The sequence below is a fragment of the Cellulosimicrobium sp. KWT-B genome (assembly GCF_002127155.1).
GTDB lineage: Bacteria > Actinomycetota > Actinomycetes > Actinomycetales > Cellulomonadaceae > Cellulosimicrobium > Cellulosimicrobium funkei.
Window position 1 is genome coordinate 111,741 of record NZ_NEDO01000003.1, and the last position, 17,106, is coordinate 128,846.

The window sequence follows — 17,106 nt, forward strand, 5'->3', positions numbered from 1 at the left end:
GGCGGGCACTCCCTCGGGCCACCCCGGTCGTCCGACGACCGGCCGTCGCCGTGACGAAGACGTCCCGGTCCGCGACGGAGACACTCGCCAGGCCACCGCTTGGACGGTGGCGCGAGCGCGCCCCCGGGCAGCCGCGCCGTCGGACCTCGCGTGCGCCGCCAGGACGTCGCAGGGGGCACCATGACGTTGGAGAAGGACCACGAGATCGGCACGGTCGAGCGGGAGGGTGCGGGCACGCCCGCAGACGTGCCGGCGTTCGACACCGGGCAGCTCGTCCGGATCGCCCTGGGCGCGTACCGACGCCCGGGCTGGAAGGCGCGGCTGTCTCGCCGCGTTGCGGCGGTCGACGCGCTCGCCATCTCGGCGGCGATCGCGACCGCCTATCTCGTCCGGTTCGACGGGATCGACGGGACGGTCCTGGACCTCCAGTACCTCGCCATCTCCGTCGGCCTGCTGGTCGGCTGGTGGTGCGCGCTGCGGGCGGCGTTCTCCCGGGACAGCCGCAGCCTGGGCTCGGGGGCGCCGGAGTACGCGCGCGTCGTCAACACGACCGTCGCCGTGTTCGGAGTCGTCGCGATCGCGGCCTACCTGTTGCGCTACGACCTCGCCCGCGGCTACGTCGCGATCGCGCTCCCCGTCGGCCTGGTGCTCCTCGTGCTGGGCCGCTGGGCGGTACGGCGCCGGCTCGTGAGCCTGCGTCGGCGTGGCCGCTGCCGCTCCCGGAGCCTCGTGGTCGGTGGCCGCGACGGCGCCGCGCACCTCGTCGAGCGGCTGCGCGAGGCCGCGGACAGCGGGTACGAGGTCGTCGGCGCCTGCGTGCCCGGCGGACCCGTCGAGCCGCACGAGAGGGTGGCGGGCGTGCCCGTCGTCGGAGAGGTGTCCGACACCGCCCGTCTCGTCGAGCCGCTCCGTGCCGACACCGTCATGGTCACCGGGTCCGACCTCGTCACGCCCCGGACCGTCAAGCGCCTCGCGTGGGACCTCGAGCCCTGGGGTGCCGACCTCGTGCTCGCCCCCGCGCTCACGGACGTCGCAGGCCCGCGCATCCGGACGCGCCCCGTGGCGGGGCTTCCGCTGCTCCACGTCGAGGCGCCCGGATACTCCGGTCCGCAGCACGTGCTCAAGCGTGCTTTCGACGTGGTCGGGGCGCTCTGCCTCATCGTGCTGTTCTCCGTGCCGCTGCTCCTCACGGCGGTCGCGGTCCGGCTCACGAGCCGCGGCCCGGTGCTGTTCACCCAGGAGCGGGTCGGGCTGCGCGGCGAGCCCTTCACGGTGCTCAAGTTCCGCTCGATGGTCGTCGACGCCGAGGAGCACCTCGGGGACGTCCTCGGGGCCGACACGGTCGGGGTGTTCTACAAGCCCAGGCAGGACCCGCGCGTGACCCGGGTCGGCGCGTTCATCCGCCGCTACTCGATCGACGAGCTCCCGCAGCTCTTCAACGTGCTGGGCGGGTCCATGAGCCTCGTCGGACCGCGCCCGCAGATCGCGCTCGAGGTCGACCAGTACGACGACGAGATCGGCCGTCGGCTGCTGGTCAAGCCGGGGCTCACGGGTCTGTGGCAGGTGTCGGGGCGCAACAACCTCACGCTGGAGGAGAGCGTCCGGCTCGATCTCTACTACGTGGAGAACTGGACGGTGACGGGAGACCTGCTCATCCTGCTGCGGACGCTGCGAGCGGTGGTGGGTCGTGACGGCGCCTACTAGCCGACGGGTCGTCATCACGCAGCCGTACGTCCCCGCCTACCGCGAGAGGCTGCTCGGCCTCGTGGTCGAGGGCCTCGCCGAGGTCCGGGTGGACACGCACGTCTTCTACGGCGGCGACGTCGAGCAGATGCGGCGCCGTCGAGAGCGCGGCGACCTGGTCGAGCCACCCTGGGCGACGGAGGTGCCGGTGCGCACCGTGCGGGTCGGGAGAGGTGGCCGGCATCTGCTCCGCCGTGTCGTCCCGCCGGGGTGGCGCGACGCCGTGCTCGTCACCGAGATGCAGGCGGGCAACCTGGACGCGCTCTCGGCGGCGCTCCGCGGGAGGCCGTACGTGACGTGGGGCCACGGCGCGTCCTACACGGCGGACGAGGTGGGCCTCGCGGAGCGCTGGGAGGCGTGGCTGAACCGCCGGGCGCGGCACGTGCTCACCTACACCGACGCGGGCAGGCGGCACGTCGTCGAGACGGCCCGCGTGCCGGCCGACCGGGTGACCTCGTTCGGGAACAGCACGGACACCCGGACCCTCCGCCGCGAGCGGGACGCGCTCGACGCGGGAGCGGTCGACGCGTACCGGGCGGCCGTGGGTCTGCCGGCGGACGCGCGCGCCGCGCTCCTGCTCGGTGCGCTGAACGAGCACAAGCTGCCGGAGCTGGTCGTCGAGACCGCCCGGACCGTGCTCCGGCGCGACCCGGCAGCCTGGCTGCTCGTGGCCGGCGAAGGGCCCGCCCGGGGCCTGTTCGAGGGCCTGGCCGCCGAGACCGGACGCGTCGTCCTGCTGGGGCAGGTCGACGCGCGGGGGACGGCGCGCGCGGCGGCCGTGTCGCGGGTGCTGCTCAACCCGGGACGGGTCGGGCTCGTCGCGGTCGACGCCCTGGTGCTGGGCCTGCCGGTGCTCACGAGCGACGCCGGGCGGCACGCACCGGAGATCGAGTACCTCACCGAGGGCTCCGACCTCTTCACGGTCCCCGCGACGCCCACCGACCTCGCGGACGCCTGGCTGCGTCTCACGGCACAGGACCGTCGCCCGCGCACCGACGGCGAGGTGCCGTCGACGGAGGCGGCGGCCGAGCGGATCGTCCGCGCGGTGCACGCGGTCGTGATGGAGGCGGCATGAGGGTCGTGCACTACTACGCCAGGTTCCTGGCCCACCCGTCGGGCGTGACCGAGTCGATCGAGAACTGGGTACGGCAGGCCCACCGGGCGGGCCGGGAGGTCGTGGTCCTGTGCGCGAGCGTCCCCGACCCGCGCGAGCTGCCCACCGACCTGCGGGGGTGCGTCCGGACCGTCTCCCACGTGGGGCGCGGACGCACGAGCTGGGTGCCGACCGGCCTCGCCGGCGAGGTGGGCGAGGGGGACGTCCTCTACCTCCACGAGGGCTGGGTCCTGAGCAACGTCGCGGCGGCGCGCAGCGCCCGGGCGCGCGGCGCCGTCGTCGTGCTCATGCCGCACGGCGTCTACGAGCCGGGCGTCACGACGCGCCTGCGCGACCTCGCCGGCGCGCGACGGGCCGCGGAGGCCTCCGTCGTGCGTCGGGCCGACTGGCTGCACGTCTTCTACGCGTCCGAGGGCCCGCTCGCGGACGGCGTGGCGGGCGGCCGGTCCGGGGACACGCTCGTGCTGCCCAACGGCGCACCGTCCCCGGCCGAGGTGCCCCGGTGGGTGGGCGGGGGCGACTACTTCTTCTGGATGGGACGGTACGACCCCGACCACAAGGGGATCGACAACCTCCTGCGCCGCTGGGCCGAGCTGCCCGCGCCGCGCCCGCGCCTCGTGCTCGCGGGCCCCGACTTCCGGGGCGGTCGTGAGCGGACCGCTCGACTGGTCCGCGACCTCGGGCTCGGTGACTGCGTGGAGCTGCGCGGGAACGCGCGGGGCGAGGAGAAGTGGCTCCTCGTCACGGGCTGCCGTGCGTACCTGCATCCGTCGCGCTGGGAGTCGTGCAGCATCACGGTGCTCGAGATGCTCGCCGCGGGGGTGCCCGTCGTGGTCTCGTCGACGATCCACGCGGCCGAGCCCTTGCGCGCTGCGGGCGTGGCCGTCGTCGCCCACGTCGACCGTCCGGGGGGGCTGCTGGGCCCGCTCCAGGAGGTCGACGAGAACCGGGACCTCGGCCGCCGCGCCCGGGAGTGGACCGAGCGCGCGGCGACGTGGGACCGCGTCGGTGCTCGGTACGGCGACTGGCTGAGCAGGGTCGAGGAGGGAGCGGTCCGATGATCGTGGTGGTGGACCCGGGAGCGGCGTCGACGAACGTCGGCGACCAGATCATCTCGGAGGCGGTCGACGCCGAGCTCGTGACGCCGCTGCGCGAGCAGGGCCACGAGGTCGAGCTCGTGCCCATGCACGGGCGGCTGACCACGGCGCACCGGGCCGCCCTGCGGCACGCGCGCTCCGTGATCGCGTGCGGGACGAACCTCCTCTCCGACCACATGCGGTTCCGCCGCGCGTGGCACTGGCCGGCCGACGACGTCGACCTGTGTCGAGGTCGGCTGACGTTCCTCGGCGTCGGCTGGTGGCAGTACCAGCGGGCCGGGATCGACCCGGTCTCGGCCGCGTGGCTGCGCTCGCTCACGGGCGACGTGCCGTGGGCGGTGCGCGACGAGTACTCGCTCGCCCGGCTCCGCCGCGCGCGCGTGCCGGCTGTCCACACGAGCTGTCCGACGCTCTGGGGCGTGGAGAAGCAGACGCTCCCGTCCGACGAGCGGCGGGTCGTGGTCACGTTCACCGACTACAGCCAGGACCCGCTGGCGGACAGGAGGCTGGTGCACGCGCTCGCCGAGCGGTTCGACGAGCTCCTCTTCTGGCCGCAGGGCCCGGGCGACCGCGAGTACGTGGACGGCGTCCGTCGCGGGACGGGCACGATGCTCGGCCCCCGCCTCGAGGACTTCGACGCGGTGCTCGACGAGCCGGGGACCGCGTACGTGGGCCTGCGCCTCCACGGCGGTATCCGGGCGATGCAGCGGGGCGTGCCCACGCTCGTCCTGTCCATCGACAACCGCGCACGGGAGATCGCGCGGTCGGTCGGGCTGCGCGCGCCGTCGCGGAACGCGGCGCGGCGCTACCGGGAGGACCTGCGGTCGGGCGAGGTGGTCCGCATCGACGTGCCACGGGACGCCGTCGACTCCTGGCGTGCGCGATGGGGGATCGGGTCGTGACGGGGCGTCGGCCGGAGGCGACGGCCGTGCTGTCCGTCCCCGGGCACGCCGCCGCACGCGCGGACCGTGCCGCCGACTACGTGCTCGTCACCGACGAGCAGGGGTGGCACGACGCGGTGGCCGCGGGCCTGGACCCCGTGGCCACGCACCTGCGGTTCAGCGTCACGGACCGCCGCTCCGACGCCGCGGCTCGGCTCGGGCGGCTCGTCATGCCCTGGCGGTGGCGGCGGACCGTCCTCAACACCGGGATCGGCGTCGTGTACTGGCGGCGCGGGGCCCCGCTCGCGCCGCGCCTCGGCGCGCTCCTCGCGGGGAGCAGGCTCGTGAGGCTGACGCATGACCCCTCCTGACGTGCTGCGCCGCTCGCTCGCGGCACCGGCGACGGCCCTGACCCGCCCGCTCGTCCTCTCCCAGGCGGCGGCCAGCGCCGCGGGCGCGTTCGTCGTGCTCCTGGGCGCGTGGCACATGGAGCCCGCCGAGTTCGCGAGCTTCAGCCTCGCGCTGCTGGTGCTGAACGTCGGTACGGGCCTGGTGCGCAGCGGCCTCTTCCAGCCCGCGCTCATCGAGCGGCGCACGGACCCGCACGCCGTGGTCCCGGCCCGCTACGTCGTCGTCGCGGCGGGGGCGGTCGCGGCCCTGGTCGCCGCAGCGGACCTCGCCGTGACCGCGCTCGGTGCCGGCGGAGCGGTCGCGCTGGGGTCCCTCAGCGTCGCGCCGGTCGTGCAGGACTGGCTGCGGTTCCGGTGCATCGGTCAGGGCCGCAACGGCGCGGTCGCGCTCTCGGACGGGGTCCGCCTCCTGCTCGTGCCCGCGGTCCTCCTCGTCAGCGGCTCCTCGCAGCCGCTCGTGGCCTTCTACGCGGTGTGGTGCGCGGGCTACGCCGTCGCGGCCGTCCCGCTCGCGCTGGCCGCCCGACGCGTGGACCGGTACTCGCGGTACGCGGGGTACGGGGCCCGGGCGCGCTCCCAGGCGTACGAGTTCCTCGTCGCGCAGCTCGCGACGACGGTGCCGCTCCTGGTGCTCGGGGCGCTCTCCGTGAGCGCGAGCATCGGTGCGTTCCGGCTCAGCCAGACGCTCTACGGTCCCGTGAACGTCCTCTTCGCCGCGGTCGCGCTGAACCTGCTCTCGGACGCGGTCGGCACGGCCGACCGGCCCGACGACGCCACGCTCGTCCGGCGCGCACGACGTCTCGGCCTGCTCTCCGCGGGGGGCGCGACGGTGCTCGGAGTCGCGCTGGTCGTCGTCGCCGCAGCCGGGACGGTGCACCTGTCGGGCATCGAGCGCGGGGAGCTGGCCGTCGCGCTCGCTGCGGTGGGTTGCTTCGCGGCCTGCGGCGGCCTCGTCGGACCGCACCTCGTGGTCATGCGGATCTTCAAGGCGCAGTCCGTCGTGACCCGGGCACGGGTGGGGATGGTGGCCGTGACATGGTGCGGGTTCGTGGTCGGATACCTGGCCGGAGGGCCATTCTCGAGCCTCGCCCTCGGATTTGTCCTCGGGGGTGCGGGATACGTCGCGTTCTTCCTTCCCGCCGCGGTCCGGACGTACCGCGGGGTGGCGGTGTGAAGCGCGTTCCAGGGGGTGGCGGGAAGTCGATGCGCAGGTATTTTCCGGCGCGGCGGGGGAAATGCGTACGAAGCGCTTCCACGCATTCTCGCGCGGGTGCGGCGCGCGAGGTCACGGAGCCTGTGCCCGACAGCGTGACGGTACGCCGTCCGCACGCAGGAGAGGCCGCCCGCGGCCGCTTCGTGGGGGCTCGGCAGGGCCGGTGCGGGACGTGACACGAGGACAGGTGATGGACTGTGCATGACCGTTCGATGGCTCGCGCTGTCCGGCCGCAAGGAGCCGCGGTGCAGCCTGGTCGCGTCGAGGACCGCGCCGGCGGCCGGGGCTCCTCCGGGCAGACGGGCGGATCCGGGCGCCCCGGCGGCAGCGGGGCGGAGAGCCGTGGCGGCTCGCGCGACCCCGTGCTGGCGCTGGCACGGGGGCTGCTGTACTGCGGGCTCGTCCTCGTCTCCCTGCTGGTCCTGCGGGTGGGCGTCGGAGTCACGGCGGGGGACGTCGTCCTGCTCGCGAGCCTCGCGCTGTGCCTTGCGGCGGTGGGGCGGCCGCCGACGCCTCATCCGTACGGCGCGTGGGCGCTGCCCGCGTGCCTCCTGCTCGTCGTCGGGGGCTGCCTCGCGACCGCGGGCTCGCCGGCGCCCGTGGAGAGCCTCGTCAGCCTGCTGCGGGTGCTCTACGTCGCCCTGGCACTCCCGTGGCAGCTCGCGGTCCTGCTCGACGACGAGCGACGCCTGCGCCGCGGGCTCGTCGCGTTCGGCGTCGGAGCCGCTCTCTGCTCGCTGGGCACGCTCGTGCAGTACGCGCTCGGGCCCGGGGCGATCCCGGGCGGCGTCGTCACGACGGCCGGGCGCTACACAGGGTTCACCGGGCACGTGAGCGACACGGGTGCCGTCGCGTCGCTCGCCGTGGTGATCGGCCTGTCCGGGCTGACGCACGGCCTGGGGCGCCTGCAACGGCTCCTGCTCGTGGGCGTGGCGCTCTCGGGGATCGTCGGGCTCGTCCTCAGCGGCAGCGTGAGCGGCATGCTGGCGGCCGTCCTCGGGAGCGCGACGCTCCTCGTCCTGCGCGGGATCCCGCTCGGACGGGTCGCCGTCGCTGCGGTCGTCGCGGGCGCGGCGCTGTGGTTGGCGGGTGGCGTCCTCGGGGAGACGCAGGGTGCGCTGCGCCCCGCCGAGCGTGTCAAGCAGGTGCTCGGGCTCTCCGGCGGGGATGCGTCGCTCAACACGTCCGCGTCGCGGTGGGACACCATCGTGCTCGGTTGGCGCGGCTTCCTGGAGGACCCGTTCACCGGAGCGGGCCTGGACGCGCGGTCCTCCCTGGTGGTCGAGACGCTCGGCGTGCACAGCCTGCCGGTCGCGGCGCTGTACCAGGGCGGCGCGGTCTTCGCCCTCGGACTGCTCGGCTGCCTCGTCGTCGCGGTCGTCAGGGCCGTGCGGGCCGTGCCTCGGACGCCGATCCAGGTCCGGGTCCTCGCGGTGGGGGTCACGGCGCTCGTCTTCAGCGCCACGGCCCCCAGCCTGTACAACCGCTACCTGTGGGTCCCGGTCGCGCTCGTCGCCGCGGCTGCCGTGCTCGCGCCGGAGGGCCGCCCGGGTCGCGAGGCTCACCGCGTGTAGGCCTGCTCCAGCTCCTCGGCCACGGTCTCCATCGAGTAGTCCTCCCGGACGAGCTCGCGGGCCCGCACGCCCGTCGCCCGGCGGTGGGCCGGGTCGTCGAGGAACGCCGCCACCGCGGCGACGAGGTCGTCGACGTCCTCGCCGACGACCGCCCCGGCGCCCGCACGCTCGACGGGCGCCGCCAGACCGCACGACCGCGTGACGACGACCGGGACCCCGCACGACATCGCCTCGAGCACGCTCATGGGGAACGGCTCGTCGACCGACGGCAGGACGTACAGCGCGGACCGGGCGAGGCGTCGCGCCGTCCGCTCGGGGGGCAGCGCGCCCTCCCACGTCACCCGGGCGCGAGCGTCGCCGGGCAGGTCGGCGATCCGCTCGCGCACCGCCGCGGCCTGGCCCTCGTCGGGCCCGACGAGGGTGAACCGCGCCGTGGGAAAGCGGGGTGCGAGGCGAGCCGCGGCCTCCACGAAGTCCAGGGGGCGCTTGCGCGCGTGCAGCCGCGCGAGGAACAGGACCTCCGGGTGGCGCGGGTCCGCGAGCGGCGCCCCCTCGGCGGGCAGAGGCACTCCGTTGACGAGGCGGCGCACGGTCGCCGCGCGGCCGAAGAGCGTGCGCAGGCCGGCTTCCTCGACGGGGGTGAGCGCGAAGCTCGTGGACGCCCGGGCGACGACGCGCCGGGTGAGGACGGCGTCGAGGGGTGCGGCGAACGGGTGCCCGGACGGCATGACCATGCCGTGCGTCTGCGTCACGAACGGCTTGCCCGAGCGGCTCCAGGCGGCGGCCGCCGGCAGGGTGACGAGGTCGCGTGCGAGATGGACGTGGGCGACGTCGGCGCGCGCACCGTGGGTGCGGATCCATCGCACCATCGCCGGAGCGGCGAGCCCCGCGAAGCCGGTGCCCGGGACGGCCCGCACCGCGGGGAAGGTGACGACGGGCACGCCGTCCCACGTCGTCGGGAGGCGGTCGAAGCCGGACGCCGCGGCGACCAGGACCGCGTCGTGGCCTCGCGCGCGCAGGGAGCGGACCTGGTTCGTCGCGACGCGGACCGGGCCGCCGTAGGCGCCGTCGGGCGTCAGGAGCGTGGCGACGTGCAGGACGCGCAGGCGGGGCGGCACGTCAGAACCGTGTGCGGTCGGAGAGCGACCGCCCGTCCCAGACCCCGCCGTCGGGCACCTCGCCACGGACGACGGACCCCGGTGTGACGAGCGCGGAGCGCCCGATCCGCGTGCCTCCGAGGACGACGCACCGCGCCGTGACCCACGCGCCCGGACCGACGTGCACCGGCGCCGTCACCAGCCCCATGTCCGTCCTGTGTCGGTGGCTGCCGGTGGTGACGAGGGTGTCCTGGGACAGCACGGCGTCGTGCCCGATCCAGACGTCGTCCTGGTTGTGGATCCAGACACCTTCACCGATCCAACAATTTGCTTCGACATGAATCTTCCATGGGAATCGCACGCGCGTACGAGGGCGGAAGACGACCCCCTCGCCGATATGGGCACCGAAGGCGCGCAGCACCGCGACGCGCAGGCGCGAGCTGATCTGCCACGGGTTCGAGACGAACAGCAGCTCGGCCGCACCCCAGAGATACACGAGCGCGCCCGGGCGACCCCAGGACGTCTTTTCCCCGGGTGCCTCCGAGAGCGGTACGACCCGAATTCCGTCGCGTTCTTCCTGTGCTGTCATCTGCCCCCCAGCGAATGTGCCCGAACGTCGTTATCGTGAGTGCGTGAGCATCTCGGGAACGCGCATCCTGGTGATCGGCGCCAACTATGCCCCTGAACCTACCGGAAATGCGCCCTACACGTCGGCGCTGAGCCGTGCGCTCGTCGCGCACGGCGCTCGGGTGCGCGTCGTGACGACCTACCCCCACTACCCGCAGTGGCGCGTGCGCGAGGGTGATCGAGGGTGGGCGCGCCGAGAGCGCATCGACGGCGTCGACGTGCTGCGCCTGCGGCACTACGTCCCGCGGTCGCCGACCACGGCGCGCCGTCTGCTCGCCGAGCTGAGCTTCGGGGTGCGGTCTGCCGCGGTCCGCTGGCCCGACGCCGACGTCGTCCTGCTCGTCTCGCCCTCGCTGTTCGCGGCGGCCGTCGCGATGCTGCGCCTGCGGGCCGGTCGTGCCCTGGCCCCCCGCCGCGCGCGGAGGACGGCGCTCCCAGGGGTCGTCCTGTGGACCCAGGACCTCTACTCGCTCGGCGTCGCGGAGACCGGTACGGCGTCGGGTCTCGCTGCGCGGGCGGTGAGCGCCGTCGAGCGGTTCACCGCCCGCGGTGCGGACGGCGTGGTCGCCATCCACGAGAGCTTCGCGCGCCACCTCCGCGAGTCGCTCGGTGTCGACGCCGCTGCCCTGCGCGTCGTGCGCAACTGGACCCACCTCGCGGACGACGTGGAGCCTGCGGAGCGACCGGCCGTGCGCGCGGCCCACGGGTGGGCCCAGGACGAGACCGTCGTGCTGCACGCGGGCAACCAGGGGGTGAAGCAGGGGCTCGAGAACGTGGTCGAGGCGGCGCGCCGCGCCGACGCGCAGGGGGCTGCGGTGCGTTTCGTGCTCCTGGGGGACGGGAGCCGGCGGGCCGCCCTCGAGGCCGCCGGGGCAGGTGTCCGCAGCCTGCAGTTCCTCGACCCCCTGCCCGACACGCAGTTCCGTGCCGCGCTCCGTGCTGCGGACGTGCTGCTGGTCAACGAGCTCGCCGGGCTCGCGGAGATGTCCGTACCGAGCAAGCTCACGTCCTACTTCCACGCGGCGCGACCCGTGCTCGCCGCGTCGTCCGAGCGTTCGACGACCGCGGCGGAGCTGCGCGCGTCCGGCGGGGGCGTTCGGGTCGACCCGGAGGACCCGCAGGCGCTCCTCGACGCGGCGCTCGTGCTCGCGGCCGACCCAGGACGGCGGGACCGTCTCGGGGCCGCGGGTCGTCGATACCGCGACGAGAGGCTCACGGAGGGCGCGGCGGTCGACGCGTTCGCGGCGGTCCTCGCCGCGACCGCCCGCCGCCCGGTCCCGGAGCCGCGCACGAGCGCGGTCGCGACGGACGCGACGGCCACCGCTGCCCTCGCCACCGCGACGACCACCGCGACCGCGGGCACCGGGGCTCGCGCCACCGCACGGGCGGCCGACGGCGCTCCTCGTGCCCCGGACGTCGCCCGCACGTAGCCATCGGCCGCCGCGCCGCCGCACACCACACGGGGGGAACCATGAAGAAGGCACTCATCTCGGGCATCACCGGACAGGACGGCTCCTACCTGGCGGAGCTCCTGCTCCGCAAGGGCTACGAGGTGCACGGCCTGATCCGCCGCGCCTCGACGTTCAACACGGCACGGATCGACCACCTCTACCAGGACCCGCACGAGGAGGGCGCGCGCCTCTTCCTGCACTACGCGGACCTGTCCGACGGCGCCCGGCTCGTCACGCTCCTCTCGCAGATCCGTCCCGACGAGGTCTACAACCTCGCGGCGCAGTCGCACGTGCGGGTGTCGTTCGACGAGCCCGAGCACACCGCGGACACGACCGGGACGGGCGCGATCCGGCTGCTCGAGGCGGTGCGGCTCGCGGGCGTGGACACGCGCTACTACCAGGCGTCGTCGTCCGAGCTGTTCGGGTCCACCCCGCCGCCGCAGGGCGAGACGACGCCGTTCCACCCGCGGTCGCCGTACGCGGCGGCCAAGCTCTACGCCTACTGGATCACGAAGAACTACCGCGAGGCGTACGGCATGTTCGCGGTCAACGGGATCCTGTTCAACCACGAGTCCCCGCGTCGCGGCGAGACGTTCGTGACGCGCAAGATCACTCGCGCGGTCGCCGCGATCAAGGCCGGCCGGCAGCAGCACCTGTACCTGGGCAACCTGGACGCGGTCCGCGACTGGGGGTACGCGGCCGAGTACGTCGAGGGCATGTGGCGCATGCTGCAGGCCGAGACGCCGGACGACTACGTGCTCGCCACGGGGACGGGCCTTACGGTGCGCGACTTCCTCGAGGAGTCGTTCTCGCACGCGGGTCTCGACTGGGAGCAGCACGTGCGGTTCGACGAGCGCTACCTCCGTCCGGCGGAGGTCGACGCGCTCGTCGGCGACCCGAGCAAGGCTCACGCCGACCTCGGGTGGAAGGCCACGGTCGACGGCCGCGAGCTCGCCCGAATCATGGTGGACGCCGACCTGCAGGCGCTCGACCACGCGGGCTCGCCGTGGATCGACGAGGTGGCGCTCGCGACGTGGGACGCCGCGTGAGCGCGCAGGACCCGGTGGCCTTCGAGCCCGGACCGCTCGACCGCGACGCGGTCTTCTACGTCGCGGGCCACCGTGGGCTCGTCGGCTCCGCCGTCTGGCGCCGCCTCGAGGCGGCGGGGTTCGGTCGGCTCGTGGGCCGCACGTCGGCGGAGCTGGACCTCACCGACCGCGACGCCGTCTTCGCGCTCTTCCGCGCCGAGCGGCCGCGCTACGTCGTGCTCGCGGCGGCGAAGGTGGGCGGGATCCTCGCGAACGCGACGCACCCGGTGGACTTCCTCTCCGAGAACGTCCGCATCCAGGTCAACGTCCTGGACGCCGCGCGCGCGGTCGGGGTGGAGCGGCTGCTCTTCCTCGGGTCGTCGTGCATCTACCCGCGCCTCGCGCCCCAGCCGATCGTCGAGGAGTCGCTGCTCACGGGGCACCTCGAGCCGACGAACGACGCGTACGCGATCGCGAAGATCGCGGGCATCCTGCACGTGCAGGCGGTGCGCCGCCAGGACGGCCTGCCCTGGATCTCTGCGATGCCGACGAACCTCTACGGGCCGGGTGACAACTTCTCCCCGCAGGGCTCCCACGTGCTGCCCGCGCTGATCCGGCGCTACGACGAGGCGGTGCGCAGCGGCTCGCGCGTGGTGACGAACTGGGGGACGGGGACGCCCCGGCGCGAGCTCCTGCACAGCGACGACCTGGCCGACGCGTGCCTGCACCTCCTCGAGCACTACGACGGCGCCGAGCACGTCAACGTGGGTACCGGCCACGACGTGACGATCCGAGAGATCGCGGAAGCGGTCGCGGACGTCGTCGGCTACGACGGCGAGACCCGGTGGGACACGTCGAAGCCGGACGGCACGCCGCAGAAGCTGCTCGACGTGTCGCGCCTGCGCGCGACCGGCTGGGAGGCGCGCACCGGGCTGCGCGAGGGCCTCGAACGGACCGTGGCGTGGTACCGCGAGCGGGCCGGGCTGGTGCGCGGATGACCCGCGCCGGCGGGGGTGCGCCCAGGCTCGCGACGGGCGAGGGGCTGTGCGAGATTGGGGCGGTCGTGGGTCGACGCTCAGGGGGAGCGGGCCGGTGAGGGGGACGACGATGGAGCTCAAGGACTACCTGCTCCTGCTGCGCAGGCGGTGGGTCACGGTCGCCGTCGCGGCGGCGCTCGGACTGGTGCTCGCGGGTGCCTACTCGTTGCTGAGCACACCGACGTACTCCGCGCGGTCCCAGGTCTACGTGTCCGTGCAGGGGTCCGACTCGACGACGGACCTCCTCCAGGGCTCGAACTTCACGGTGCGCCAGGTGAAGTCGTACATCGAGCTCGTGACGAGCCCGCGCGTCCTGGACCCCGTCGTCGACGAGCTGGGGCTCGCGGACGACGCGGCGTCCCTCGCCCAGCGCGTGCAGGCGGACTCGCCGCTCGACACGGCGCTCGTCAACGTCACCGCGACCGACGAGTCGCCCCAGCTCGCGGCCGAGATCGCGAACGCGACCGCGCGCTCGCTCGCCTCGGTCGTCGCCGAGCTCGAGACGCCGGTCGGCGGCGGGGACTCGCCGGTGCAGATCAGCACGGTCAGGGCGGCGTCCGTGCCGACGGCGCCCGCGTCGCCGAACCTGCGGCTCAACCTCGTGCTGGGGCTCGTGATCGGCCTCGCGGTCGGGGTCGCGGTGGCCGTGGTCCGCGAGCTGCTCGACACGCGCGTCCGGTCCACCGCCGACGTCGAGGACGTGACGGACGCGCCGGTGCTCGGCGTCATCGGGTACGAGGCCGACGCGCCGGAGCACCCGCTCATCGTGCAGGAGTCGCCGCAGGCGGTACGTGCCGAGGCGTTCCGACGGCTGCGTACCAACCTGCAGTTCCTCGAGCTCGGACCGGCGGCGCGCACGTACGTCATGACGTCCGCGCTGCCCGGCGAGGGCAAGACCACCACGAGCGTCAACCTCGCGATCACCCTCGCGGACGCCGGCCAGCGCGTCGTGCTCGTCGACGCCGACCTGCGCCGTCCCGCGGTCGCCCGGTACCTGGGCATCGAGGGGTCGGTCGGGCTCACGACGATCCTCATCGGCAAGGTCGCCGTGGAGGACGCGGTCCAGCCGTGGGGCAACGGGAACCTCGACGTCATCGCGTCGGGCCAGATCCCGCCGAACCCGAGCGAGCTGCTCGGTGGCGAGTCCATGGCGCAGCTCCTGGAGCGGCTCCGGACGGAGTACGACGTGATCGTCGTCGACACGCCCCCTCTTCTCCCGGTCACGGACGCGGCCATCCTCGCGAAGGGGGTCGGGGGAGCGATCGTCGTCGTCGGCGCGGGCACGGTGCACCGGAACCAGCTCGAGACGGCGCTGTCGGCACTCGGCACGGTGGGTGTGCGGCCGCTGGGCATCGTGGTGAACCGCGTGCCGGTCAAGGGGCCGGGCGCGGGCCCGTACGAGTACGGCTACTACGAGTACACGGCGGACGCCGCGGCGGAGGCCTCTCAGGGCCGCTCCGCGCGGCGGTCGGCCGTGCGAGGAAGCCGGCACGCTCGCGGCGCGGCACGGCAGGCGGCTCCCGCGACCGGCACGGGGCCGTGGGCACCCGTCGCCTCGGAGGGTCCGGCCGGCGGGGCTCCGGCCGCGGAGGCAACGCGCGGTGCGGTGCCCGCGCCACCGCCGACGGGCGTCGCGACCGCCGTCGACGGCGCGGAGGCCGAGCTCGGCCCGGGGCGCCCCGGGAGCGAGGCGGCGGTGGCGGTCGGGTCGCGCCCGGCGACGGGGACCTTCGACGAGGTGGTGCTGCCGCGCGAGCGGCGGTGAGGGTGCAGGCCGTGGGCCGTGGGCCGGTCGCCCGGCAGCGGGACGGACGCGCGCGGCCATCGGCGGGACGAGCAGGGGGGACGGCATGAGGATCTCGGTGATCGGTTGCGGGTACCTGGGCGCGGTGCACGCCGCCTGCATGGCCCGGCTGGGGCACGACGTGGTGGGGGTGGACGTCGACGCGCGGAAGGTCGCGTCGCTGCGCGAGGGGCGGGCGCCGTTCTACGAGCCCGCGCTCGACGAGCTGCTCGCGGAGGCGCGCGCGTCAGGGCGCCTGACCTTCACGACCGACGTGGCCGAGGCCACGGACGCGGAGGTGCACTTCGTGTGCGTCGGGACACCGCAGCGGGCCGACTCCTACGCCGCCGACCTGTCGTACGTCGACACCGCGTTCCGCGCGCTGCTACCGCACCTGGCCGCAGACGCGGTCGTGGTGGGCAAGTCCACGGTGCCCGTCGGCACCGCGACGCGCCTGGCGGCGGACCTCGCCGCGGCGGCGCCGGGCGCGACGCTCGTCTGGAACCCGGAGTTCCTGCGCGAGGGCTTCGCCGTCCAGGACACGCTGCGGCCGGACCGGCTCGTGTACGGCGTCCCCGACGACGCGGCGGGCGCCCGGGCCGCCGAGGTGCTCGACGCCGTGTACGCCGCGGCGCTCGCGGACGGCACGCCGCGTCTCGTGGTGGACCGCGCGACGGCGGAGCTCGTCAAGGTCGCGGCGAACTCGTTCCTCGCCACGAAGATCTCGTTCATCAACGCGATGGCGGAGCTCTGCGAGGTCGCCGGGGGAGACGTCACCCTCCTCGCCGACGCGATCGGGCTCGACGAGCGCATCGGCCGCCGGTTCCTCAACGCGGGCCTCGGCTTCGGCGGGGGCTGCCTGCCGAAGGACATCCGGGCGTTCATGGCGCGCGCCGAGGAGCTCCACGCCGACCCGGCGGTGAGCTTCCTGCGCGAGGTCGACTCGATCAACCTCCGGCGTCGCGAACGGATGGTCGACCTCACGGTCGGCGTCCTCGACGGCCGCCCGCTCGCGGGCGCGCGCATCGCGGTGCTGGGCGCGGCGTTCAAGCCCGACAGCGACGACGTGCGGGACTCGCCCGCGCTCGACGTGGCGGAGCGGCTCCACCAGCGCAGCGCGCGCGTCGTCGTCACGGACCCCCGCGCGCTCGCGAACGCGCGGGCCAAGGCGCCCGCCCTGGGCTTCGCGGAGACCGTGGAGGAGGCGGTGGACGGCGTGGACGCCGTGCTCGTCCTCACCGAGTGGCGCGAGTACCGCGAGCTGGACCCGGGAAAGCTGTTCGGCCTCGTCGCAGCCCCGCGCGTCGTCGACGGGCGCAACGCGCTCGACGCGAGGGCGTGGCGCGCCGCCGGCTGGACGTACCGCGCGCTCGGGCGGCAGTGAGCGCCGCGCGGCGTCCCCGGCGGCGCCCGTGGCTGCGCACCGCGCGGCGGGCCACCGTCCTCGTCCTGGTGGCGACGCTCGGACCTCTGGCGGCGTGCTCGCCGGACGGCGACGCCGACCACCGGGAGAGCGGTGGTCCGGCGTCCGACCACCCGGCGACGGAGGCGCCCGCCCAGGCCGCGCCCGGCGCCGTGCCTCCGTCGTCCGGTGCGTCGGGGGCGGCGGACCTCGACGAGTATGCCGCGGGCCTGCTGCGGGGGACGCAGGAGGTACGCCGGGACGAGGGGCTGCCCCCGCTCGACGAGAGCGCGTGCGCGATCTCCGCGGCTCGTTCGCGCGCCGCGGCGCTCGTCGGTGCGCCGCTGGAGCACGCGCCGCTCGACGAGGTCCTCGCCGTGTGCGACCCGCCGGCGGGGAGCGCGGCGGAGAACCTCAGCCGCACGGCCGCGGACCCCGCCGAGGTGGTGGACGCGTGGATGGCGTCGCACGGGCACCGGGCGAACCTGCTCGATCCGACGCTGACCTCGGTCGGCATCGCGTGCGCCGCCGACCCGGGCGCCGGGCCGGCGGAGGTCGTGTGCGCGCAGGTGTTCCTCGGTTGACGGCGCTGAACCGTTGATATTTCAACTGTGAGGCACGTTGCGCCCCCGTGCGTCTGTCTGTAGGT

At 74.8% G+C, this 17,106-nt stretch carries 15 protein-coding genes; 13 read left to right on the plus strand and 2 right to left on the minus strand.

Annotated elements, in window-relative coordinates; translation table 11 throughout:
• Nucleotides 1-180 precede the first annotated feature (180 nt).
• The 7 genes from B9L22_RS10385 to B9L22_RS10415 all read left to right on the plus strand — a co-directional run bounded on the left by B9L22_RS10385 (nt 181) and on the right by B9L22_RS10415 (nt 8,032).
• A complete protein-coding gene (locus B9L22_RS10385) occupies nt 181-1,704 on the plus strand; it encodes a sugar transferase (RefSeq protein ID WP_086150330.1) in 1,524 nt (507 codons plus the stop codon).
• Nucleotides 1,688-2,818, plus strand: coding sequence for a glycosyltransferase (locus B9L22_RS10390; protein WP_086150331.1), 1,131 nt, complete (start codon nt 1,688-1,690; stop codon nt 2,816-2,818). The genes B9L22_RS10385 and B9L22_RS10390 overlap by 17 nt, the downstream gene beginning before the upstream one ends.
• On the plus strand, nt 2,815-3,918 hold the full coding sequence (locus B9L22_RS10395; RefSeq protein WP_086150332.1) for a glycosyltransferase family 4 protein: 1,104 nt from the start codon (nt 2,815-2,817) through the stop codon (nt 3,916-3,918). The genes B9L22_RS10390 and B9L22_RS10395 overlap by 4 nt, the downstream gene beginning before the upstream one ends.
• A complete protein-coding gene (locus B9L22_RS10400; protein ID WP_086150333.1) occupies nt 3,915-4,856 on the plus strand; it encodes a polysaccharide pyruvyl transferase family protein in 942 nt (313 codons plus the stop codon). Before B9L22_RS10395 ends, B9L22_RS10400 begins: the two co-directional genes overlap by 4 nt.
• Nucleotides 4,853-5,206, plus strand: a complete 354-nt coding sequence (locus B9L22_RS10405; protein WP_061267236.1) for a hypothetical protein — start codon at nt 4,853-4,855, stop codon at nt 5,204-5,206. The genes B9L22_RS10400 and B9L22_RS10405 overlap by 4 nt, the downstream gene beginning before the upstream one ends.
• Nucleotides 5,193-6,419, plus strand: a complete 1,227-nt coding sequence (locus B9L22_RS10410) for a hypothetical protein (protein WP_143317240.1) — start codon at nt 5,193-5,195, stop codon at nt 6,417-6,419. The genes B9L22_RS10405 and B9L22_RS10410 overlap by 14 nt, the downstream gene beginning before the upstream one ends.
• Nucleotides 6,420-6,703: 284 nt before the next feature.
• On the plus strand, nt 6,704-8,032 hold the full coding sequence (locus B9L22_RS10415; protein WP_086150335.1) for a hypothetical protein: 1,329 nt from the start codon (nt 6,704-6,706) through the stop codon (nt 8,030-8,032).
• Here B9L22_RS10415 and B9L22_RS10420 read toward each other — a convergent pair.
• A complete protein-coding gene (locus tag B9L22_RS10420; protein ID WP_233139986.1) occupies nt 8,020-9,150 on the minus strand; it encodes a glycosyltransferase in 1,131 nt (376 codons plus the stop codon). The genes B9L22_RS10415 and B9L22_RS10420 overlap by 13 nt on opposite strands.
• A 1-nt stretch (nt 9,151) precedes the next feature.
• The gene (locus tag B9L22_RS10425) at nt 9,152-9,625 is read right to left on the minus strand and encodes an acetyltransferase (RefSeq protein ID WP_233139988.1); all 474 of its coding nucleotides are present in this window, start codon (nt 9,623-9,625) and stop codon (nt 9,152-9,154) included.
• 136 nt (nt 9,626-9,761) lie between these two features.
• On the opposite strand from B9L22_RS10425, the gene B9L22_RS10430 reads away from it, so the two are divergent.
• The 6 genes from B9L22_RS10430 to B9L22_RS10455 all read left to right on the plus strand — a co-directional run bounded on the left by B9L22_RS10430 (nt 9,762) and on the right by B9L22_RS10455 (nt 17,041).
• Entirely contained in the window at nt 9,762-11,186 is a 1,425-nt protein-coding gene (locus B9L22_RS10430) for a glycosyltransferase (protein ID WP_233139989.1), read from the plus strand.
• A gap of 41 nt (nt 11,187-11,227) precedes the next feature.
• Entirely contained in the window at nt 11,228-12,256 is a 1,029-nt protein-coding gene (gmd, locus tag B9L22_RS10435) for a GDP-mannose 4,6-dehydratase (protein ID WP_061267240.1), read from the plus strand.
• On the plus strand, nt 12,253-13,233 hold the full coding sequence (locus B9L22_RS10440; RefSeq protein WP_194522590.1) for a GDP-L-fucose synthase: 981 nt from the start codon (nt 12,253-12,255) through the stop codon (nt 13,231-13,233). Before gmd ends, B9L22_RS10440 begins: the two co-directional genes overlap by 4 nt.
• Nucleotides 13,234-13,327: 94 nt before the next feature.
• Complete coding sequence (locus B9L22_RS10445; RefSeq protein WP_233139991.1) at nt 13,328-15,037, plus strand: polysaccharide biosynthesis tyrosine autokinase; 1,710 nt, start codon at nt 13,328-13,330, stop codon at nt 15,035-15,037.
• An 85-nt stretch (nt 15,038-15,122) separates the two neighbouring features.
• Nucleotides 15,123-16,439, plus strand: coding sequence for a UDP-glucose/GDP-mannose dehydrogenase family protein (locus B9L22_RS10450; protein WP_061267319.1), 1,317 nt, complete (start codon nt 15,123-15,125; stop codon nt 16,437-16,439).
• 68 nt (nt 16,440-16,507) lie between these two features.
• The gene (locus B9L22_RS10455) at nt 16,508-17,041 is read left to right on the plus strand and encodes a CAP domain-containing protein (protein WP_143317242.1); all 534 of its coding nucleotides are present in this window, start codon (nt 16,508-16,510) and stop codon (nt 17,039-17,041) included.
• The last annotated feature ends 65 nt before the right edge of the window (nt 17,042-17,106 follow it).